Annotated in this window: 21 protein-coding genes and 2 pseudogenes; 12 read left to right on the forward strand and 11 right to left on the reverse strand. The window is 62.9% G+C overall.

The window, feature by feature from the left end; translation table 11 throughout:
- Positions 1-207 precede the first annotated feature (207 nt).
- The 3 genes from MESS4_RS01815 to MESS4_RS01825 all read right to left on the reverse strand — a co-directional run bounded on the left by MESS4_RS01815 (position 208) and on the right by MESS4_RS01825 (position 2,245).
- The gene (locus tag MESS4_RS01815; RefSeq protein ID WP_006325760.1) at positions 208-765 is read right to left on the reverse strand and encodes a fasciclin domain-containing protein; all 558 of its coding nucleotides are present in this window, start codon (positions 763-765) and stop codon (positions 208-210) included.
- Positions 766-992: 227 nt separating this feature from the next.
- Positions 993-1,709, reverse strand: coding sequence for an anti-sigma factor (locus tag MESS4_RS01820; protein ID WP_006325761.1), 717 nt, complete (start codon positions 1,707-1,709; stop codon positions 993-995).
- On the reverse strand, positions 1,706-2,245 hold the full coding sequence (locus MESS4_RS01825; RefSeq protein WP_006325769.1) for a sigma-70 family RNA polymerase sigma factor: 540 nt from the start codon (positions 2,243-2,245) through the stop codon (positions 1,706-1,708). The genes MESS4_RS01820 and MESS4_RS01825 overlap by 4 nt, the downstream gene beginning before the upstream one ends.
- Before the next feature lie 125 nt (positions 2,246-2,370).
- On the opposite strand from MESS4_RS01825, the gene MESS4_RS34895 reads away from it, so the two are divergent.
- The 3 genes from MESS4_RS34895 to argB all read left to right on the forward strand — a co-directional run bounded on the left by MESS4_RS34895 (position 2,371) and on the right by argB (position 4,868).
- The gene (locus MESS4_RS34895) at positions 2,371-3,330 is read left to right on the forward strand and encodes an amidase (RefSeq protein WP_280110231.1); all 960 of its coding nucleotides are present in this window, start codon (positions 2,371-2,373) and stop codon (positions 3,328-3,330) included.
- Positions 3,216-3,866, forward strand: coding sequence for an amidase family protein (locus MESS4_RS34900; RefSeq protein ID WP_280110232.1), 651 nt, complete (start codon positions 3,216-3,218; stop codon positions 3,864-3,866). The genes MESS4_RS34895 and MESS4_RS34900 overlap by 115 nt, the downstream gene beginning before the upstream one ends.
- Positions 3,867-3,974: 108 nt before the next feature.
- Positions 3,975-4,868, forward strand: coding sequence for an acetylglutamate kinase (argB, locus tag MESS4_RS01835; protein ID WP_006325773.1), 894 nt, complete (start codon positions 3,975-3,977; stop codon positions 4,866-4,868).
- 29 nt (positions 4,869-4,897) lie between these two features.
- Here the strand turns inward: argB and MESS4_RS01840 are convergent, their stop codons facing one another.
- From MESS4_RS01840 to MESS4_RS01850, 3 genes and pseudogenes are all read right to left on the reverse strand, one after another.
- Positions 4,898-5,296 (reverse strand): RidA family protein, encoded by a 399-nt coding sequence (locus MESS4_RS01840; RefSeq protein ID WP_006325774.1) that lies wholly within the window; start codon positions 5,294-5,296, stop codon positions 4,898-4,900.
- Between the two features lie 132 nt (positions 5,297-5,428).
- A pseudogene (gene bchE, locus MESS4_RS01845) lies at positions 5,429-6,977 on the reverse strand (magnesium-protoporphyrin IX monomethyl ester anaerobic oxidative cyclase).
- 114 nt (positions 6,978-7,091) lie between these two features.
- Positions 7,092-7,568 (reverse strand): Lrp/AsnC family transcriptional regulator, encoded by a 477-nt coding sequence (locus tag MESS4_RS01850; RefSeq protein ID WP_006325777.1) that lies wholly within the window; start codon positions 7,566-7,568, stop codon positions 7,092-7,094.
- Positions 7,569-7,715: 147 nt separating this feature from the next.
- Here MESS4_RS01850 and phhA point away from each other — a divergent pair, with 147 nt between their 5' ends.
- The gene (phhA, locus tag MESS4_RS01855; protein ID WP_036240429.1) at positions 7,716-8,543 is read left to right on the forward strand and encodes a phenylalanine 4-monooxygenase; all 828 of its coding nucleotides are present in this window, start codon (positions 7,716-7,718) and stop codon (positions 8,541-8,543) included.
- A 128-nt stretch (positions 8,544-8,671) separates the two neighbouring features.
- Here phhA and MESS4_RS01860 read toward each other — a convergent pair whose 3' ends face one another.
- From MESS4_RS01860 to MESS4_RS01870, 3 genes are all read right to left on the reverse strand, one after another.
- Positions 8,672-10,111 (reverse strand): GMC family oxidoreductase, encoded by a 1,440-nt coding sequence (locus MESS4_RS01860; RefSeq protein WP_006325780.1) that lies wholly within the window; start codon positions 10,109-10,111, stop codon positions 8,672-8,674.
- Positions 10,108-10,278 carry a hypothetical protein gene (locus tag MESS4_RS33870; protein ID WP_006325781.1) on the reverse strand — a complete coding sequence of 57 codons (171 nt, stop codon included), beginning with the start codon at positions 10,276-10,278 and terminating at the stop codon, positions 10,108-10,110. Before MESS4_RS33870 ends, MESS4_RS01860 begins: the two co-directional genes overlap by 4 nt.
- Positions 10,279-10,553: 275 nt before the next feature.
- On the reverse strand, positions 10,554-11,315 hold the full coding sequence (locus tag MESS4_RS01870; protein WP_006325782.1) for a GGDEF domain-containing protein: 762 nt from the start codon (positions 11,313-11,315) through the stop codon (positions 10,554-10,556).
- A 161-nt stretch (positions 11,316-11,476) separates the two neighbouring features.
- Here MESS4_RS01870 and MESS4_RS01875 point away from each other — a divergent pair, with 161 nt between their 5' ends.
- The gene (locus tag MESS4_RS01875) at positions 11,477-12,184 is read left to right on the forward strand and encodes a pyrimidine 5'-nucleotidase (protein ID WP_006325783.1); all 708 of its coding nucleotides are present in this window, start codon (positions 11,477-11,479) and stop codon (positions 12,182-12,184) included.
- Positions 12,185-12,196: 12 nt separating this feature from the next.
- On the opposite strand, the gene MESS4_RS01880 is transcribed toward MESS4_RS01875, so the two are convergent.
- A complete protein-coding gene (locus MESS4_RS01880; protein WP_081609609.1) occupies positions 12,197-13,036 on the reverse strand; it encodes an LOG family protein in 840 nt (279 codons plus the stop codon).
- Positions 13,037-13,271: 235 nt separating this feature from the next.
- On the opposite strand from MESS4_RS01880, the gene dapD reads away from it, so the two are divergent.
- The 3 genes from dapD to MESS4_RS01895 all read left to right on the forward strand — a co-directional run bounded on the left by dapD (position 13,272) and on the right by MESS4_RS01895 (position 15,392).
- Positions 13,272-14,126, forward strand: a complete 855-nt coding sequence (dapD, locus tag MESS4_RS01885; RefSeq protein ID WP_006325785.1) for a 2,3,4,5-tetrahydropyridine-2,6-dicarboxylate N-succinyltransferase — start codon at positions 13,272-13,274, stop codon at positions 14,124-14,126.
- 117 nt (positions 14,127-14,243) lie between these two features.
- Positions 14,244-14,621, forward strand: a complete 378-nt coding sequence (locus MESS4_RS01890; protein ID WP_036240434.1) for a DUF805 domain-containing protein — start codon at positions 14,244-14,246, stop codon at positions 14,619-14,621.
- A gap of 21 nt (positions 14,622-14,642) precedes the next feature.
- A complete protein-coding gene (locus MESS4_RS01895) occupies positions 14,643-15,392 on the forward strand; it encodes a hypothetical protein (RefSeq protein WP_006325788.1) in 750 nt (249 codons plus the stop codon).
- Positions 15,393-15,460: 68 nt separating this feature from the next.
- Here MESS4_RS01895 and MESS4_RS01900 read toward each other — a convergent pair.
- Positions 15,461-16,484, reverse strand: a pseudogene (locus MESS4_RS01900) (2-dehydropantoate 2-reductase).
- A gap of 129 nt (positions 16,485-16,613) precedes the next feature.
- Here MESS4_RS01900 and dapE point away from each other — a divergent pair.
- From dapE to MESS4_RS01920, 4 genes are all read left to right on the forward strand, one after another.
- Positions 16,614-17,813 carry a succinyl-diaminopimelate desuccinylase gene (gene dapE, locus MESS4_RS01905; protein ID WP_006325801.1) on the forward strand — a complete coding sequence of 400 codons (1,200 nt, stop codon included), beginning with the start codon at positions 16,614-16,616 and terminating at the stop codon, positions 17,811-17,813.
- 2 nt (positions 17,814-17,815) lie between these two features.
- The gene (locus MESS4_RS01910; protein ID WP_006325808.1) at positions 17,816-18,421 is read left to right on the forward strand and encodes a hypothetical protein; all 606 of its coding nucleotides are present in this window, start codon (positions 17,816-17,818) and stop codon (positions 18,419-18,421) included.
- Between the two features lie 92 nt (positions 18,422-18,513).
- Positions 18,514-18,795, forward strand: a complete 282-nt coding sequence (locus MESS4_RS01915; protein WP_006325812.1) for a type II toxin-antitoxin system ParD family antitoxin — start codon at positions 18,514-18,516, stop codon at positions 18,793-18,795.
- The gene (locus MESS4_RS01920) at positions 18,792-19,109 is read left to right on the forward strand and encodes a type II toxin-antitoxin system RelE/ParE family toxin (RefSeq protein WP_006325814.1); all 318 of its coding nucleotides are present in this window, start codon (positions 18,792-18,794) and stop codon (positions 19,107-19,109) included. The genes MESS4_RS01915 and MESS4_RS01920 overlap by 4 nt, the downstream gene beginning before the upstream one ends.
- Positions 19,110-19,112 lie beyond the last annotated feature (3 nt).

The following is a 19,112-nucleotide window of genomic DNA, read 5'->3' on the forward strand; positions in this document are numbered from 1 at the left end:
CCTCCTGATTTCCCTTTGCCAAATTCGACCGTCACACGGAAATCAAAAGCCGGTGACGGCCAGCTCCTGGAAACGGGCACTCCGCACCGGCTCCAAGCCTGGAGCAACGATGCGGAATGTACGCTTGTCGACGGCGCGGGTCACGGGAGCAGACCCGCGCGATCGGCATGGAGCCTTGGCCATACTTCGCTGGCAGCGGGCCTTTCGTTACATCTTCGGCAGAAGAACCTTGTCGACGACATGGATGACGCCGTTCGACTGCTCGACATCGGCGATGATGACGTTGGCGACATTGCCGTTCTCGTCGGTCACGGTGACCTTGCCGCCGTCGGTCTTGAGCGTCAACTCGCAACCGCCGGCCGTCTTGACCTTGTGCGCGCCGCCATCGTCCTTGACCATCTTGGTCACATCCGCGGCAAGCGCCTTGGCGCCGACGACGTGACAGGTCAGGATCTTGACCAGCTTGTCCTTGTTTTCGGGCTTGAGCAAGGTCTCGACGGTGCCCGCCGGAAGCGCTGCAAAGGCCTCGTTGGTCGGTGCAAACACGGTGAACGGACCGGCGCCCTGCAGCGTCTCGACCAGGCCGCCAGCCTTGACGGCCGCGACCAGCGTCGTGTGATCCTTCGAATTGACGGCATTCTCGACGATGTTCTTGGTGGCATACATGGCGGCGCCGCCGACCATCGGATTCTGGGCATAGGCGGCGCCCGCGAGTGCGGATGCGGCGACCGTACCGGCAAGCAAAAGTGTGGCGAGTTTACGCATGATATCAATCTCCTCGGGTTATTGTTCGCCCTTTCGGGAACACAGGGAGATACGGACCGTGAATGGATGAGTTTCGGCTCGTCCGAAAATTTTTTTATATTTTGACGTTCCAAGGGTTGGATTTCCAAGTCCGGGCATGCGCTGGAAATATGCTTCTGGTTAACGCACTCCTTCACAGGTAGACTTTAAATCCTCTTATCCTTGGGAAATCCGGATACCGGAACCCGTCAGATGCCCTTCAGATCGCCTGCCGCGACCACGGGACCGGTCGGCTGGCCGGTCGGCGAACCGCCTGTGGGCTCGACGCTGACGGCAAGCACGGCGCCTTGCGCCAGCTTCTGCTGGACGGCCGGCGTAACCGCCAAGTGAGTGGTCTGGCCGGCCGGGATGATGCCCATCGAGACCGGGGCATTCTTGCCCTCGATCATCCACAATTCGAAGTCCTTGCCGGCGGCGCGCGCGCCGGAAACCAGCGACAGGCCGACATCGCGGCGCGCGGCATCATAGACGACAAGGTATTTGACGTCGCTGCCGTCGGCGGCCAGCGAGGCGACGAGCCGCTCCTGCTCAACCGGCGGGCTGACATAGGGCACGGCGATATAGATCGCCAGCGCTGCCAGCGCCCCGGTGGCAATGCCGCGCCAGAAACCGAGGCTCGACCAGAGGCCGGTCCGAGGTTCGGCGGATCTGGCAGGCGTCGAGGCAAACAGCCGCCGATCGATCGCCACCTTGACGGAAGCTGGAGGCTCCACCGCCGCATAGGCGTTGGCAAGGGGCGAAAAATACACCTCCCAGACGTCGACGAGGCGGGCGAAGGTGGTTTCGGAATCGATGCGACGGGACGCAATCTGGCGCTCATCGTTCGCCAGAACGCCAAGAACGTATTCGGCGGCGAGCAGGTCGTCGCCTCCACGTTCCGGTCCGTTGTCCTCTGCCAGCGTCATCTTTCCAGGCATTCTCTCAGTTTCAGCAGACTGCGCCGCAGCCAGGTCCGCATCGTGTTCAACGGCACGCCATGGCGCTCCGCCAGTTCGGCATAGCTTTCGCCGTTCAAATAGGCGCCCCGGACGGCCGCCGCCCGGTCCTTTTCCAGCTCATCGAGACAATGATGGATGCGCTCGGCTTCACCGCCCGCCACAACCATGGCCTCCGGTCCCGGCGCCGGATCGGCCACGTCGAGCGCGGCGTCGATATCCGCGGCGGGCTTGCGGCGCGCCCTGATGCGATCGATCGCATGATTGCGCGCTATGGCTACCAGCCAGGAAATCGGGCTCAGATCCGAGACGGCAAAACGATCCGCCTTCGTCCATATCTTGACGAAGACCTCTTGCAGCGCCTCTTCAGCCTCTCCCCGATCATTCAATACACGAAGGCAGACGCCGAAAAGTTTCGCGCTGGTCTGCCGGTAAAGCAGATCGAACGCGGCCCGGTCCTTCATCGAAGTCCGGACAATCAGCTTGGTGATGTCCTGCGGCGTCATCGGCTGCCAAATTAGAAGATTGCAATGTATTTGCAACGGCTGAACGCTTCCATACGCCGGCATTTATACTTCGATTGCCAAGGAAACTGCCGCAAGCTAGCTTTACCAGTGGTGGGGACGCAGGAATGTCGGTCGAACAAGCCCTGTGGGAGCATGATGCAACCGGCCTGGCCAGCCTGGTGCGCAAGGGAGAGATCTCGGCGCCGGAGCTTGCCGATGCGGCAATTGCCCGCGCCGAGGCCACGCGTCCCGATATCAACGCCATTGCCGAGCCGCTTTACGAATCGGCGCGGGCGCGGGCGAAAACCATCGACCGCAATCTGCCGCTGGCCGGCGTGCCCTTTGCGATCAAGGATCTCGGCATCGCCATGAAAGGCGTGCCGACGCATTCGGGCAGCCGCATTCCTGCCTTTACCGCCGACTTCAACTCGGTGATGACCGAACGCCATCTGGCCGCCGGCCTTGTCCCGATCGCCACCAGCACCTCGCCCGAACACGGGCTGAGGCTGATGACTGAATCGGCTGCTTTCGGCATTACCCGCAATCCGTGGAACACGGCGCATACCAGCGGCGGCTCGTCTGGGGGTGCCGCGGCGCTGGTCGCCGCCGCCGTCGTGCCGGTGGCGCATGCCTCGGACGGCGGCGGGTCGATCCGCGTTCCGGCCGCCTGCACCGGGTTGGTCGGGCTGAAAACCGCGCGTGGCCGCGTGCCGCTGACGCCGCTGGTCACCGAAAGCTGGTACGGCCTGGTCGTCGACCACGCGCTGGCCCGCTCGGTCCGGGATTCAGCCTTGCTGCTTGATCTCACCCACGGCCCCGATCCGCTGTCGCCCTATGCGGCGCCACCGCCGAAAGGTACTTTTGCCGCCGCGGCGGCGCGCGACCCCGGCAAGCTCAAGCTCGCCGTCTACCGGAAATCGCCGCTTGGCCTGCCATATCGGCCGAGACACAGGCGGCGCTGGACACGGCCGTGGCGCTGGCCCGCGAAGGCGGCCACACCGTCGAGGAGATCGACCTGCCCTATATCGATCGCGATTTCATGGCGGATTTCTGCAAGACCGTCGCGGCGACAGTGGCCGGCATGATGCGCCTTGAAGGCGCGCGCGTCGGCCGCTCCGTTGCCGGCGACCTGGAGCGCGCCACGCGGGTGATCGGCCGCTTCGGCGAAATCGCCTCGGCAGGCGAGATCTATGCCGGCCTGCAGCGGCTGCACGCCACATCGCGCCGGCTGATCACCGAGACCGCCCAATATGACGCCGTGCTGATGCCCATCATAGCGCACCCGCCGCTGGCCTGCGGCGCCATGGATCCGAAAGGCGCCGATGAGTTCGTCGAGAACATGCTGGACAGGCTGCATCTCACCCGCCTGCTGCGGTTCAAGCCGCTGCTTGGCCAGTTGATGGACAAGAGCCTGTGGTTCACCCACTGGCCGGCGATCCAGAATGTCAGCGGCCAGCCGTCGATCGCGCTGCCGGTGCATGTCACCGAGGCCGGCCTGCCGCTGGGCATCCAGGCCGCCGGCCGGCCCGGCGATGAAGAGACGCTTTTGTCCTTCGCCGCGCAGATGGAGAAGATTTCGGGATGGCTGACGCGGCGGGCGCCGCTCAAGGCTCCTGCCTAGGTACCTGCAACCGCGGATTTCATCATTGTGACAGCAAAGCCGTTTGCCCCCTGCCGCAATTCCCGCTAAGACCGCCGCCGTCCTTTCCAGCAAGCCGGGAACATACCGATGACGGAGATCGCCGCCACCGCCGAAATGCAGGCCGCGCTGCTTTCGAGGGCGCTGCCCTATATGCAGCGCTACGAGAACAAGACGGTGGTGGTGAAATATGGCGGCCATGCCATGGGCGACATCGAGCTCGGCAAGGCCTTTGCCCGCGACATCGCGCTGTTGAAGCAATCCGGCGTCAACCCGATCGTGGTGCATGGCGGCGGGCCGCAGATCGGCGCGATGCTGACCAAGATGGGCATCGAATCGAAGTTCGAGGGCGGCCTGCGCGTCACCGACCAGAAGACCGTAGAGATCGTCGAGATGGTGCTGGCCGGCTCGATCAACAAGGAGATCGTGGCGCTGATCAACGCCGAGGGCGAGTGGGCGATCGGCCTGTGCGGCAAGGACGGCAACATGGTTTTCGCCGAGAAGGCGCGCAAGACCATGATTGACCCGGACTCCAACATCGAGCGCGTGCTCGATCTCGGCTTCGTCGGCGAGCCGGTCGAGGTCGACCGCACATTGCTCGACCTTCTGGCGCGTTCCGAAATGATCCCGGTGCTGGCGCCGGTGGCGCCCGGCCGCGACGGCCACACATACAATATCAATGCCGACACTTTTGCCGGCGCCATCGCCGGCGCCTGCCAGGCGACACGCCTGCTGTTCCTGACCGATGTGCCCGGCGTGCTCGACAAGAACAAGAAGCTGATTGACGAATTGACGGTCGCCGAGGCGAAAGCCCTGATCAAGGACGGCACGGTGTCGGGCGGCATGATCCCCAAGGTCGAGACCTGCATCGAGGCGATCGAGCGCGGCGTCGAAGGCGTCGTCATCCTGAACGGCAAGACGCCGCATTCGGTGCTGCTCGAACTGTTCACCGAACACGGCGCCGGCACGCTGATCGTGCCGTGACCGTCGACTGGCCGCTCGCCGCCAGTCGATCAGCTGGGCTGAGGAAGGCGCGCGATGACCTTTATTTCAAAATCGAAGCCCGCCAGCCAATTCACGCCCACCGCGGTCCAGTTCGGATAGGGCGGTTCACCGATCACCTTCAGCCGAACGGCGTTAATCGCCTCCCACTGCGCGGCCGGATCGGTGTGGAAAGTTGTCACGTCGACAATGTCGTCGAACGTGCAACCGGCGGCCTTCAGCACTGCCGCGAGATTGTCGAAGGCAAGCTGGACCTGCTTTCCAAAGACCGGCTCGGGCGACCCGTCCTCGCGGCTGCCGACTTGGCCAGAGACGAACAGAAAGTCGCCTGAGCGGATTGCCGCCGAATAGCGGTTGATCTCGTAGAGGGCCTGCCGACCGGCAGGGAAGATCGCGTCGCGTTTGGTCATTATTCACTCCGTTTCAAACAAGACAGGCCAGGACGGTCATTGACATACGCCCCGTATCTCCGAAGTGGGTGCATACGCTCCGTATGTCAATACGCATACGTTGCGTATGTTATGAAAATTACCCAGGGCCGGTCAGCCGCCCGGCGAAATCGTAATCTCAGACGCTGTCAGCTTGCGCGCCGGGCGCACGAACACCATCGATTCCTCTTCCTCGTCCTGCGGCGCGCCCCAGAATTCGGCGAGCGTCGGGCCGTCCTTCAGGCGCCGGTCACGGGCCAGAAAGCCCCAGACTTCGCGGAACCAGACGCGGCGGCCCATTCGCGTATACCAGCGCATCGAATGGCGCTGTTCCGGATCCTTGTGGAACAGGATGCGCGCCAGGGCCTTCGGCCGCGACTGCACCGCAAGCTCGATCAGCTTGACGCTGAAGAACAGCATCCAGGGCTTCAACCGGGTCATGTGCAGCACCTGGTGCTTGTAGTCCCACAGGCGCACGTCCTGCTGGATCACCTTGCGGTCGCTGGCAATGCGGAAGAATGGCGTCCAGCGGTGCGGGGTGACATAGAGTGCCTGGATCTGGTCCGGGTCATAGGCGATGAGCTGGCGGAAGCCGCGCCAAAGATCGCGAAAACCCTCGTCCTCGAAGCCCGCCACCCAGGTCGCCATCGACAAGATGCCGTTGAGCCGCAGCAGCCGGATCGCTTCGCGGTCGGACGAGGTGCTGCCGCCCTTGCGGATCAATGCAAGCGTCTTTTGGTCGGTGTTTTCCATGCCGAGCAGCCAACGGATGACACCGGCCTTGCGATAGAGGTGCAAGATGTCGGCGTCGCGGACGATGTCGTCGGCGCGGGTGGAACCGACGATCAGCACCGGCACGTTCTGCGCAATCATGGCATCGAGAAAGGCGCGCCAGGCCTTTTTCGAAACGGTCGGATTCTCATCGGCCAGATTGATCAGTTCGACGCCATGCTCGCGGTGCAGCCAGGCGATCTCCTGTGCGAATCTTTTGGGATCGCGGTGCCGCCAGCGTGTCCAGAAGCCACGTTGGCCGCAATAATTGCACAGATGCGGGCAGCCTCGCGAAAACTGCATGACCACGGCGCGCTTGCCGCCCCAGTAGCTGTAACGGCTGTGATCGATCAATTCCCAGCCGACGCGACAGGCATCGAGGTCGGCGATCGTCATCGCCGGCCTTGTAGCAAAGGGGCGCCGCAAATCGTCGCGAAAGGCGATGCCGGCGACATCGGAGAGCGGCTTGCGCCTTGCCAGCGTCTCGACCAGCGCGACAATGGTCGCCTCACCCTCGCCACGCACGATGAAGTCGAACACATCCGTTTCCGCGAGAATGTCACGCCAGTGATAGGTCGGGAACACGCCGCCATAGATGACGATCGTCGCCGGAGCGTGGCCCTTGACCATCCCGGCGATGTGCAAGGCCGTCGGATGCGCCGAGGTCGAACCGGAATGACCAATCAAAAATGCAATCGGGACGGTCGCGCAAGGCGTCGTGGACGAGCGTGGCGAGCGGCATCGGCCCGAACTCGGCGTCGACGAGCCGTACCTGATGGCCGGCATCGATCAGCGGCCCGCCTAATGCCAGCAGGCCGAGCGGCGGTAGATGGTCGTCGGGCACGCGGCTGCCGATGGCGGTGTGCGGCGGATTGACGAGGACGATTTTCATGGCGGACCTTTGGCAATGGCGGTCCGCATGTCCTAGTCGGCGATCTGGATCCGGAATTGGCCCGGTTCAGCAGTTTGCGTGCAGCTTTTCCGCAGAAATGCTCCGCGGCGGCTTCTACTTCCGGAGATGCCCGAGCGGCACATGGCCCGGCCCCTTGATGTTCTGCAGCACAAGCTGCGTGTGGACATCGCGCACGCCGGCAAGCCGCATCAGCCGGTGCATGACGAAGGCGTTGAGCTCGTCGACCGACGGCACCATCACATGCAGCAGGAAATCGTGCTCGCCGGTCATCGTCCAGCATGACGAGACCTCGTCCATGCGCTGCACGGCGGCAATGAAGCTTTCGGGCGAGCCATCGCTGTGGCTGACCAGACGCACCTGGATGAAGACCTCGACCATCAGGCCGACGGCGCGGCGGCTGAGCACGGCAGTAAAGCCCTTGATGATGCCGGCGCTTTGCAGGGCCTCGAAGCGGCGGGCGCAAGGCGTCGTCGACAGGCCGATCTGCTCGGCCAATTCGGATACCGGCTTGCGGCCGTCGCGCTGCAGGATATCGAGCATCTTGATCTCGAAATCGTCAAACTGAGGCATTTTCACTCTCCAACAGCTCTGTGATGGTGAGTTTTACCTCAAACCCTGCGTTCAAGCCATCATCAAGGCGGATTTGCCTCACCGGATTTGCGTAACCTTTGACGGGAAGCCCACCGGCCACAAATTGCGAGGAGAACAGCCGTGACAATGAGCGTTGCCGACTACGCCAGGGAGTGTGCCGCGCAAGGGCTGCGCGGCGACTATTCGGTCTGCCGTGCCGATTTCACGGTGGCGCAGGGGTACGACTACAGCGCCGACGAGCAGGCGGTGTGGCGCACGCTGTGCGACCGCCAGACGAAACTGACTCGCAAGCTGGCGCATCATTCCTATCTCGACGGTGTCGCCGCACTTGGTCTTCTCGACCAGATCCCGGATTTCGGCGCGGTCAGTAAAAAGCTGCGCAAGCTCACCGGCTGGGAAATCGTCGCCGTGCCCGGTCTTATTCCCGCAGCACCTTTCTTCGACCACCTCGCCCACCGCCGCTTCCCGGTCACCAACTGGCTGCGGACGCGCCAGGAGCTCGACTACATCGTCGAACCGGACATGTTCCATGATTTCTTCGGCCACGTGCCGGCGCTGACGCAGCCGGTCTTCGCCGACTTCATGCAGATCTATGGCGAGAAGGCCGAGGATGTGATCGCGCTCGGCGGCGACGAGATGATCACCCGGCTCTATTGGTACACCGCCGAATACGGACTGATGCAGGAAGCCGGCCAACCGCTAAAGGCGTTCGGCGCCGGGCTGATGTCGTCCTTCACCGAACTGCAATTCGCCGTCGAAAGCAGGGATGCGCATCATGTCGCCTTCGATCTGGAAACGGTGATGCGCACCGGCTACGAGATCGACAAGTTCCAACGTGCCTATTTCGTGCTGCCGTCCTTCGACGCCTTGCGCGACGTGTTCCAGACCGCCGACATGGCCGGCATCGTCGGACGTAACAAGGGCAAGCCTGCGCTCGACCCGGCAACCGTCTGAAAGCTCAGCCGGCCTCTGCCTTCAGCCGGCAAGCTGCTCGCGCTGAAGGTGGAGCGCCGATGTCGTGAACCGCAGGATCGTGGCCAGCTCGGCGTCGCTGAAGGCGGCGATGACCTTGAGCGGAACCATCAGACGGTGATCAGCTTGCTGAGATGATCGCCCAGCCGGCAGGCCAATGCGGTGATCGTGGCCGTCGGGTTGCATTCGCCCGATGTGCAGAACACCGAGGAGCCGCCGACATAGAGATTGTCCATGCCGTGCACCTTTGAATTCGCGTCGACCACGCTCCTGGTCACGTCGGTGCCCATGCGCGTGCCGCCCATATGGTGGTGACCGGCCAGCTCCTCATTCGTCGGATAATCCCCGCCATTGACGATCCAGTCGGCGATGCGGACCCGGCCGAGATTCTTCTCGACAAGCGTCGTGCCGAACAACCTCAATCCCTCCAGCAGGGTGCGGTGTTCCATCTCCGACTTCTTCCAGTGCAGTTCGATGCGCGGCACGCCGGCATGGTCGACATCGGTTTTCGACAGTTTGATCCGGTTCGACGCCTGCGGCGCCTGTTCCCAGGCGACATAGAGCTGGGCGGCGCAGCGCAGGTTCTGGCTGAGCTGGTAGGCCACCCATTCGGCCATGTCGGGTGCGGTGCAAGCGAGGTCGGCGACCAGGCTTTTGATGCCCGCATAGGGCGTCTCGATCAGCCGGATGCCGAAATTCATGATCTTCAGGCGCTCCATGGCGGCGAGCGTCGGCGAGAAGAAAGCCTCGTTGGTGGCATCGACTTCGAACTCGCTGTAGTCGGCGAGAATGGCATTGCCGCCCTCGAAGGTCGGGTGCTCCATCCAGTAGCGGCCGAGCGCCGCGGCGTTCGGCACCACGCCGCCGTTCGAGCGCTGGTTCGACCACAGCAGCAGCCGCGAATTCTCCAGCCCGCCGGTGCAGACGATGAAATAGTCGGCAGTGAAGGACCCGACATCCTGCCCGCTCGACCATAATTTGGCGCCGGTCACTCGTCTGCCGTCGCCGGCAAGCTCGGCTGCGTAGGTGTTGAGCACGACGGCGATGTTCTTGCTCTTGTCGAGTTCGTCGGCATATTTTTCGCCGAAGCGCACGGCCGGGCTCTTGATCAGCTGCACCCAGCGAATGTCGTCCGAGATCGACACATCCGGGCGGAAGTCGGGAAGTTCGAGAATGTCGTGGACTTCGGGCAGATAGGGCTCGATATCGGCGCGGCTTATCGGCCAGCCGGTATCCGGCGCCCAGGCCTTCGGCTCGAAATCCTGTTTGTCGAGCACCCGGCACCAGCCGGCCCAGTGATTGGAGCTGCCGCCGAGGAAACGCAGCCGGGTGATGTCGAGATCGAAATAGGGATCGCCGACCGTGCTGCCACGATAGAAATCCTGCGAATCATCGCTGAACTCGCGCGAACCAGCCTCAAGCACCACAACCGGAATGCCGGCGGCGCCAAGCTTCCTGGCGATCGTGGTGCCGGCCGGCCCGGAGCCAAGAATGCAGACCTTGGGGGTGAAATTGGTTGCGCGAAACGCCTCGTAGCTGTCGAAGATCATACGAGATCGCTCCGCTTCAGGATCCACCCATTGATCTCGACGATCGCGTCCGGATCGGCATTGGAGGAGGTGGTCTCGGGCAGTCCGCGGAACAGCGACAGGGTCGGCAACACGATCAGCGCCTGCATGATCGCGCGGCGTGATATCTTTTTGGTGAAGAAACTCATGATACGTCTCTCGATTGGGGCTTCGATCCACGCATGGCTTTCCCTCAACGGCACATGCCCGCCAAGAGAAGCCAAATCCGTGCCAAGCCTAGCTGGAAACCTGCTTCAAGCGTGTGAACGGGCGGCATGAATGCAAACAGGGTTAGAATTGTCCTAATGCATGTCGCGCAAAAGTGCGCAGCGGTTTCGCGATAACGACATGCATACAAAAAGACCTTAAAGAGCGTCGCATGAATCCGTTCAAATGCGACGCGCTTTAATAGCCAGAATTGCTCTCACGCCGCCTCGGAGATGTCGTTGTCCAGGATGGTCAGATTGCGGCCGCGGTGCTTGGCCTGATAGAGGCGCTGATCGGCGGCGCGCATCAGATCCGACACGGCGGCATCCTCGCCGCAGAGGGTGCCGCCGATGCTGACGGTGAGGGGTATGACCCGCTCGTCGACAGGCCGGAAGCGGATCAGTTCGACCTCACGGCGGATGCGCTCGGCGACGTGCTTGGCTTCCTGGTCGGTGGCGCCGACCAGGAACGCTGCGAATTCCTCGCCGCCGATGCGGCCAAGCGCGTCGCCGCCGCGCACACCGCGCTCGATCGCATTCGCGATCAGGAGCAGCGCGTCATCGCCGGTCAGATGACCGAAGCTGTCGTTGATCTTCTTGAAGTGGTCGGCGTCGATGATCAGTAACGCACCGCGATCGGATTTGCGCCGAGAGCCTTCGAGCGCGGCAAAGAAGCTCTCGCGGTTGAGCATGCCGGTCATGTCGTCGCGGCTCGCCTTCTCCGACAGGCGCCGGTGCGCGGCGGCGAGCTGGGCATGGGCGCGGGCGAGGTCGCGGTGAGCGCTTTTCAGCCTCTCGCCCTGCCAGAACGTGTAGGCGCCGGCGATCCATGCGAGAGCCAGCGGACAGACCGTGGATGTCAGCCAGATCGTGCGGTTGAACGGAAAGCCCATGGCCGGGACGACGATCAGCGTCAACAGGAGCGAGGCCGCGACGGAGGCGAAAGCGACGGCGGCGGACTTTAGAAATATGCGGGTCATCGCTTGCTCCACTGGATCGTCTGTGTGCCAGCAAGCCCTGAATGCGACCTTTCGGCGATGCCTAAAATTTGAATCGTGGCGCCATTTCCGCCACCCGTGACGCGCATAAGTTGTGGATAAGTCCTTGCCAAAAACGAATCGTTTCGTGCCATAAGGGTCGCATGACCACGCTCCCCGACCCTGCCCGTTTTGCCCATGTCACCGACTGGGTGTTCGACCTCGACAACACGCTCTATCCGCATCATTCGAATCTGTTCTCGCAGATCGACGTGAAGATGACCGCCTATGTCGGAGAATTGCTGACCCTGCCGCGCGAGGATGCACGCAAGCTGCAGAAGGAACTCTACCAGGAATACGGCACGACGCTGAACGGCCTGATGACGCGCCATGGCATCGACCCCGACGACTTTCTCGAGAAGGTCCACGACATCGACTATTCCTGGCTGGTGCCCGATCCGGTTCTCGGCACCGCGATCCGCCAGCTTCCCGGCCGCAAGTTCATTTTCACCAATGGCGACCGCAGGCATGCCGAACGCACCGCGCGCCAACTCGGCATCCTCGAGCATTTCGACGATATTTTCGATATCATCGCCGCCGGGCTCACGCCAAAGCCGGCACGGCAGAGCTATGAGAAATTTGCCGAACTCCACGCCATCACCGGCCACAATGCGGTGATGTTCGAGGATCTGGCCCGCAACCTGTCCGTGCCGAAATCGCTGGGCATGACCACGGTGCTCGTGGTGCCGCGCAATTTCGAGCCGACCTTCTCGGAAATCTGGGAACGCGACCCGGCCAATGAGGACGATGTGGATTTCGTCACCGACGATCTTGCCAGCTTCCTCACCGCGATCGTCGAAGTCACCGCTTGATGTGGATGGTGTTCAGAGCTTGTAGAAGCGGCTGATGATCCCCCAGGCCTCGTCGGCGGTATCGACGAAATCGATGATGTCCTGGTCGCCGGGGGTGATGGTGCCCTGCTCGGCGAGGAAATCGAGATCGATTGCCTTTTTCCAGAACGCCTTGCCGAACAGGATCACCGGCACGCGCTCCATGCGGCCGGTCTGGATCAGCGTCAGCGTCTCGAAGAATTCGTCCATCGTGCCGAAGCCGCCCGGGAAGACCGCAACCGCCTTGGCGCGCATGACGAAATGCATCTTGCGGACCGCGAAATAGTGGAAGTTGAAGCAGAGCTCGGGCGTCACATAGGCGTTGGGCGCCTGCTCGTGCGGCAACACGATGTTGAGGCCGATCGACGGTGCGCCGACATCGTCGGCGCCACGGTTGCCGGCTTCCATGACGCCCGGCCCGCCGCCGGTCACCACGACGAATTCGCGATAATAGGAAGCGGCCGACTGTTGCGAGCAGAGCCGGGCGAACTTGCGTGCCTCCTCGTAATATTTGCTGTTTTTCTCGAGGTTCTTCCTCTGCGTCTCGTTCTTGGCCGCCCAGGCTTCGCCGCCGGGCTCGGGAATGCGCGCGCCGCCGAACAGGATGACGGTCGAGCGGATGCCGCGTTCGGCCAGGATCATCTCCGGCTTCAACAGTTCAAGCTGCAGCCTGACCGCGCGCAATTCGCGCCGCGTCATGAAGTCGGGGTCGTTCCAGGCCAGCCGGTAGGTATCGGCGCGCGTCTGCGGCGTGTCCGGCACGCTTTTCGACCGCTCCAGATCCTCGTCCGAATGCGGCAGCGGTGTCCACCCCGTCTTTTCCATAGGATTCATATTGTTCTACCCGTCCAAACTCTTCACTTGCGCCGTCCGATGACGCAGCCGCGATTGACCCTCATGAAGCCTTCACTTAAGCAGGTTCCGCAAAAGTGTCGCACGGTTTTGCGACAAGAACCTGCGAGAAGCAAAGACCTAAGCAGACGAAGCTAGCGAAGTCTGTTTAGGTCCGCGCGACTTTCAAAACAGGTTAAGGCGTGGCCCCTTAACAGCGTGGTAATGGAGCGAATTCATGTCGAAGCCGGAACTCGCGAGCCTCGAAAAGACCATCGAGAAAGCCTTCGAGGAACGCGACGCGATTTCGACCGCGACCCGGGGCGCAACGCGCGACGCCATCCAGTCGGCGCTCGACCTGCTCGACCGCGGCACCGTGCGCGTCGCCGAGCGCCAGGCCGACGGCAAATGGCATGTCAACCAGTGGCTGAAGAAGGCGGTGCTGCTTTCCTTCCGGCTCAATCCGATGGAGATCATCAAGGGCGGCCCTGGCCAGGCTGTGTGGTGGGACAAGGTGCCGTCGAAATTCGACGGCTGGAGCGCCGTCGATTTCGAGAAGGCCGGCTTCCGCGCCGTGCCGTCGTCGATCGTGCGCCGCTCCGCCTACGTCGCGCCGGGCGCCGTGCTGATGCCGTCCTTCGTCAATGTCGGCGCCTATGTCGACAGCGGCACCATGGTCGACACCTGGGCCTCGGTCGGCTCCTGCGCCCAGATCGGCAAGAACGTGCATCTGTCGGGCGGCGTCGGCATTGGCGGCGTGCTGGAGCCGATGCAGGCTGGTCCAACCATCATCGAGGACAATTGCTTCATCGGCGCCCGCTCCGAAGTAGTCGAAGGCTGCATCGTGCGCGAAGGCTCCGTGCTCGGCATGGGCGTCTTCATCGGCCAGTCGACCAAGATCGTCGACCGCGCCACCGGCGAGGTCTTCTACGGTGAAGTGCCTGCCAATTCCGTCGTCGTCGCCGGCTCGCTGCCGGGCAGGCCTTTTCCAAACAACGAGCCCGGCCCCAGCCTCTATTGCGCCGTGATCGTCAAGCGGGTCGACGCCAAGACCCGTTCAAAAACCTCAATCAACGAATTGCTGCGCGATTGATCTTTGTCACAAACGGACGCACCTTCCGCCGGCGCGACAATCCGTCGCGCTGGCTGCTGGCGAAGCCTGGCGTCCTCGAAGGCAGCAAAGGCACTAACCAATACGGACCGGACCCGCTTGCCTGACAGATCAGATCTCATTTGGCTTTTCTTCAGAATATCGGGCCGCGTCAGCCGCGCGGCCTATTTTCTTGGAGGATTGCTCGTGGCCATCATACAGGCCTTCCCGCTCTATCGCTTCACGCTGGTGCCGGAAGGCACGACGGAGAGCAACATGTGGTCGTTCATATTCTTCATCGCCTTCATCGCCTCGCTATGGTCGAACGTGGCACTGGCAGTGAAGCGGCTGCACGACCTCGATAAGCCGGGTATAGCGGCGCTGGTGCTGTTCGTGCCTGTTGTCTCGATTGTCGCTTTCCTCGTGCTCTGCCTGTTTCCCGGGCAGCCGGGACCCAACCGCTATGGCAAACGCACCAATGCACCCGCCGAACCCTGAACATCGATCGAGTGTCTCGCCATGCGCTACCGCACGCTTGACCCTAAACGGATCATAGAAACCGCCGAGCGGTTGGAAGAGCGCATCGCCGAGCGTTTTCCCGACGCAGGCCTGCGTGGCGTCGCCGCCGAGCTCGTGTCGCTGTCAGGCGACCTGGCGAGGTCAGCGAAGGCGCTGGAAGCGCCGATCTGGTGGCTGCGCGGCGTCATCGTCGCCGCCATTGTCATCGGTGCGCTGATGTTCCTGTTCGTCGGCACCATCCTGCCGCTCGGCCGCATCTCGGGAACCCATGATGCCGTCCAGTCGGTGCAAGGCATCGAATCCTCGGTCAACATGATCATCCTCGCGGTGCTCGGCTTCCTGACCTTGATCCGGAGCGAAGAGCGCATCAAGCGCAAACGCGTGTTTCGCGAGCTTCATGGCTTGCGATCGCTGATCCATGTCATCGACATGCACCAGCTCACCAAGGATCCGGCCGCCCTTTCAACCCATTTCAAGCCGACGGCGCATTCACCTGCCCGCATCACCAACGCCGCCGACCTTGCCCGCTATCTCGATTACTGCTCCGAAATGCTGTCGATCACCGGCAAGATCGCCGCGCTCTTTGCGCAGTCGGTGAATGATGATGTGGTGATCAACGGCGTCAACGACATCGAGAACCTGGCTTCCAACCTGTCGCGAAAGATCTGGCAGAAGATCACGCTGATCGAAAGTACTGCCGGGCGGCGGAAACGTTCCGCTCGCATGGAGCAGCCTCTAAGCGAATCTTAATCAGCCACGAAGCCAAGCGCACCGGCAAGGGCCGGTATTGGGCGCATGGGCGGGCTGCGAACTGACGATCACCGGGACTCGGTGGTCTTCCCCGGCATGATGGCGTCCGGTGTCAGGCTGGGCGATCCCGGTTGTTCCTGCTCTGCCCTGCGCACCAGCGCGATGACCCGCTTTATCAGCGGCGCCGACGTGCCTGCCTTGTCGACCAGGCGCAGGATCGCACCTTGCAGTTCGTCGATCTCCGTCGGCCGGCGGTGCTGCAAATCATCCCACATCGACGAGCGCGCGGCCGGGTCGATCGCAAGCATGCGCCGCGCCAGGACCTTGAACAGCCAGTCGGGCAGGCGCAGCACCTTCGGCAGCAGTGCCGGGCGCAAGCCGGCGATCCGTGCCGGCTCGATGCCTGAATGCCTCTTCGATCTGGCCGGCCAGGATCAGCCGCCAGCGGCGGTCGGAAAGTTCCGTTGCCAGCGGCAGGCCCGACAGGGCCACCAGCGCATTGTTCAGATTCATCAGCAGCTTGCCCCACTGCACCGCTTTCATATCGCCATGCGTGGTGACCGCAAACCCGTCGACATTCAGCAGGTCGACAAGGCCGGCTGCCCCCTCCTCGATCATCACCTTGCCCTCGCTGGCGCGGTGCACGCGAAACGGCAATTCACCGCCCGGTGACTGGACCACGTTGAACGGGACCATGCCGGCGAACACGCGCCGCCCAGCGAGCCCGGCCCGCAGCCTGTCAGCATTGCTGACGCCGTTCCGCAGGCTGACCACCATCGCATCCGGGTGGGCATGGGCGGCAATGAGCGCCGCCATATCTTCGGTCGCACCGCTCTTGACCGTCACCAGGACGATATCGGCGCCGGACATGGCGGCTACCGGATCAGCGGTGACGGTGAGTGCCTCCGGGGCTATGTGGCGGTCGCGGCCATCGAGATCGCTAACCCGCAAGCCATCCTTGCGCAACGCGTCCTCGATGCGCGGCCGCGCCAGAAGAACCATCTTGCGCCCGGCGAGCGCCAGACAGCCGCCGGCATAGCAGCCGATACTGCCGGCGCCGGCAATGGCGATCGTTTTTTCTTCCCTGGTCATGCGATAAGCTCGCCTTGGCCTGTAACTATACGACATGAAAACCATAATGTCGGCGGTATCGTCGGCCATTGGGCTGGCCTTCATGTCTGGCCGTGACAGGCCTTTCGCTTTCGACTATCGCTTTTGCCCATGACGTTGCCTACCGATCCTGCTGGAAACCTCGCCGCCCTCATCCGCTGCGCCTCCGTGACGCCTGCAGAGGGCGGTGCGCTGAGCGCGCTGGAAGAGATGCTGAAGCCGCTCGGCTTTTCCGTCGAGCGTCCGGTGTTTTCGGAAGGCGGCACGCCGGACATCGAGAACCTTTATGCGCGGCGCTCCGGCAACGGCCCGCATTTGATGTTCGCCGGCCATACCGATGTGGTGCCGGTTGGCGATGAATCCTCCTGGACGCATCCGCCTTTCGCCGCCGAGATCGCCAAGGGTGAGATGTATGGCCGCGGCGCCGTCGACATGAAGGGTGGCATCGCCTGTTTCATCGCCGCCGTGGCGCGCCATGTCGACAAGAGGGGCGGCCCGAAGGGCTCGGTCTCGCTGCTGATCACCGGCGACGAGGAAGGGCCGGCGATCAACGGCACGACGAAGCTGCTCGAATGGGCCGCCGCCAAGGGCGAGAAGTGGGACGCCTCTATCGTCGGCGAGCCGACCAATCCCGAGGCGCTCGGCGATATGATCAAGATCGGCCGGCGCGGCTCGCTGTCCGGCTGCGTCATCGTCAACGGCCGGCAGGGCCACGCCGCCTATCCGCAGCTTGCCGACAACCCGGTGCGCGGGCTGATGAGCCTGATCGACGGCTTGCTGCATCCCGTCTTCGACAAGGGCACAACGGATTTCCAGCCGACCAATCTGGAGGTCACCTCCGTCGACGTCGGCAATCCGGCCACCAATGTCATTCCGGCGAAGTCGACCGCCACCTTCAACATCCGCTTCAACGACACATGGACGGCCGAGACGATCCAGGCGGAGATCCACAACCGCCTCGACCAGGCGGCGAAGCGCAAGAAATACCGGACGGGCAAGAAGACGCCGGTCGATTACGAACTCGTTTGGCGCGACAGGCCGAGCCATGTCTTCCTGACCCGCGACGACCGGCTGGTCGAAGCGCTCAGCGGTTCGGTCAAGGCGGTTGTCGGCAGGAGGCCGGCGCTTTCCACCTCCGGCGGCACTTCCGATGCGCGGTTCATCAAGGACTATTGTCCGGTGGTCGAATTCGGGCTGGTCGGCAAGACCATGCACATGGTCGACGAACGCGTCGCACTTGCCGACCTCGAGACCCTGACGCAGATCTATCAGCGTTTCATCGAAGACTGGTTCGAACGAGGCCTGCCCTGATCATGCTTTCGTCAGATGAGACCTATGCTTCGCTAGCCGGCGCCTGGCGGCTTATGCTCGGCAAGGCCGACGGGCTGCGCCTGCTCGACCTTTCGGCCGACGGTTTCTGGAATTCCTTTTTCGCCATTCTCGTGGCTGCGCCGGCTCTGGTCGTCGGCTGGGTCGGCATTGCCAACGAAATCGGCGATCCCGACGCGTTCGCGGGACGCTTCAGCATGCTGATCCGCCTGGCGACGGTCGATGTCGGCGCCTGGGTGCTGCCGCTCGTCGGCCTTGCCGTGGTGGCACCGCGCGCAGGCATTGGCGGCCGTTTCGTCCACTATGTGGTCGCCAGCAACTGGGCGTCGGCCATCATCGCCTGGTTGATGCTGCCGTCGGCGCTGATCAGGCTTTTCCTGTCCTCCTCCAGCGAGGTGGCCGGGCTGGTGTCGCTGCTTTTGTTTGCGCTGTCGATGGTGCTGACCTGGCGGATGACCAATGCCACCATAGGCAAGGGTGCGGCCGTCGGCACTGCGGTCTTTGCCGGCATGTTCGTGGCCTCGCTGGCCGTGCTGTTCGGCCTGCAGGCGCTACTCGGTATCAGCATACCGAGCGAGACCGGGACTTGAAGCAAGTCGCGTCCAAGTGAATCTGTCCGAATTCCTGGTGCGGTTTCGCACCGGTATGATAATATCATACCATTCCCTCACAGGAGGAAACAATGTCCGCCACTGAGAAACGCACCTTCAGTCTACCGGCCGAGCAAGCCGCTTTTATCGACCAGCTCGTTCAGTCGGGCGCCTATGCAACCAGTAGCGAAGTCATCCGCGCCGGGCTTCGCGCCCTGCAAGAACGCGATGCCGCCGTGGAGCGCTGGCTGCGCGAGGAAGTCGCGCCGACCTATGACGCCTGGAAGGCGCACCCTGGCAGGGGTATTTCGCCAGAGGAGATGACTGAGCGGGCGCGCAAGCGCCACGAGGCCCGCCTGCAGAGGAATGCGTGAAGCGTCGAGCTGTCATTTATGCGCCGGAGGCAGGCGGCGATCTCGATCGGATTTATGACATTGTTGCGGAAGCCAGCAGCGCCACGACGGCCAACCGCTACGACCAGCGTATCCGGGCATTCTGCGAACGCCTCGAATACGGCTCCGAGCGCGGCACACGCCGCGACGATGTGCGGCCGGAGCTTCGCATCATCGGACTTGAACGCCGTGTCACCATCGCCTTCATCGTTGAGTTCGAGCGCGTGGTGATTTTACGCGTGTTCTATGGCGGGGCCGATTGGCAGGACGATCTAGCCGAGGGCGACGCTCGCTGATCG

It is taken from the genome of Mesorhizobium sp. STM 4661 (assembly GCF_000359125.1).
In the GTDB taxonomy this organism is placed as follows: Bacteria; Pseudomonadota; Alphaproteobacteria; order Rhizobiales; family Rhizobiaceae; genus Mesorhizobium.

What these genes read in the sequence shown, in the direction of transcription:
- dapE (WP_006325801.1), top strand. Translation starts at nt 16,614, where the DNA reads ATGACGTTGCCTACCGATCCTGCTGGAAACCTCGCCGCCCTCATCCGC.
- MESS4_RS01870 (WP_006325782.1), bottom strand. Translation starts at nt 11,315, where the DNA reads ATGACCCGCATATTTCTAAAGTCCGCCGCCGTCGCTTTCGCCTCCGTC.
- MESS4_RS01840 (WP_006325774.1), bottom strand. Translation starts at nt 5,296, where the DNA reads ATGACCAAACGCGACGCGATCTTCCCTGCCGGTCGGCAGGCCCTCTAC.
- phhA (WP_036240429.1), top strand. Translation starts at nt 7,716, where the DNA reads ATGAGCGTTGCCGACTACGCCAGGGAGTGTGCCGCGCAAGGGCTGCGC.
- MESS4_RS01850 (WP_006325777.1), bottom strand. Translation starts at nt 7,568, where the DNA reads ATGCCTCAGTTTGACGATTTCGAGATCAAGATGCTCGATATCCTGCAG.
- MESS4_RS01880 (WP_081609609.1), bottom strand. Translation starts at nt 13,036, where the DNA reads ATGAATCCTATGGAAAAGACGGGGTGGACACCGCTGCCGCATTCGGAC.
- MESS4_RS34895 (WP_280110231.1), top strand. Translation starts at nt 2,371, where the DNA reads ATGTCGGTCGAACAAGCCCTGTGGGAGCATGATGCAACCGGCCTGGCC.
- MESS4_RS01815 (WP_006325760.1), bottom strand. Translation starts at nt 765, where the DNA reads ATGCGTAAACTCGCCACACTTTTGCTTGCCGGTACGGTCGCCGCATCC.
- MESS4_RS01820 (WP_006325761.1), bottom strand. Translation starts at nt 1,709, where the DNA reads ATGACGCTGGCAGAGGACAACGGACCGGAACGTGGAGGCGACGACCTG.
- MESS4_RS33870 (WP_006325781.1), bottom strand. Translation starts at nt 10,278, where the DNA reads ATGAGTTTCTTCACCAAAAAGATATCACGCCGCGCGATCATGCAGGCG.
- MESS4_RS01875 (WP_006325783.1), top strand. Translation starts at nt 11,477, where the DNA reads ATGACCACGCTCCCCGACCCTGCCCGTTTTGCCCATGTCACCGACTGG.
- dapD (WP_006325785.1), top strand. Translation starts at nt 13,272, where the DNA reads ATGTCGAAGCCGGAACTCGCGAGCCTCGAAAAGACCATCGAGAAAGCC.
- argB (WP_006325773.1), top strand. Translation starts at nt 3,975, where the DNA reads ATGACGGAGATCGCCGCCACCGCCGAAATGCAGGCCGCGCTGCTTTCG.
- MESS4_RS01860 (WP_006325780.1), bottom strand. Translation starts at nt 10,111, where the DNA reads ATGATCTTCGACAGCTACGAGGCGTTTCGCGCAACCAATTTCACCCCC.
- MESS4_RS01825 (WP_006325769.1), bottom strand. Translation starts at nt 2,245, where the DNA reads ATGACGCCGCAGGACATCACCAAGCTGATTGTCCGGACTTCGATGAAG.
- MESS4_RS01895 (WP_006325788.1), top strand. Translation starts at nt 14,643, where the DNA reads ATGCGCTACCGCACGCTTGACCCTAAACGGATCATAGAAACCGCCGAG.
- MESS4_RS01915 (WP_006325812.1), top strand. Translation starts at nt 18,514, where the DNA reads ATGTCCGCCACTGAGAAACGCACCTTCAGTCTACCGGCCGAGCAAGCC.
- MESS4_RS01910 (WP_006325808.1), top strand. Translation starts at nt 17,816, where the DNA reads ATGCTTTCGTCAGATGAGACCTATGCTTCGCTAGCCGGCGCCTGGCGG.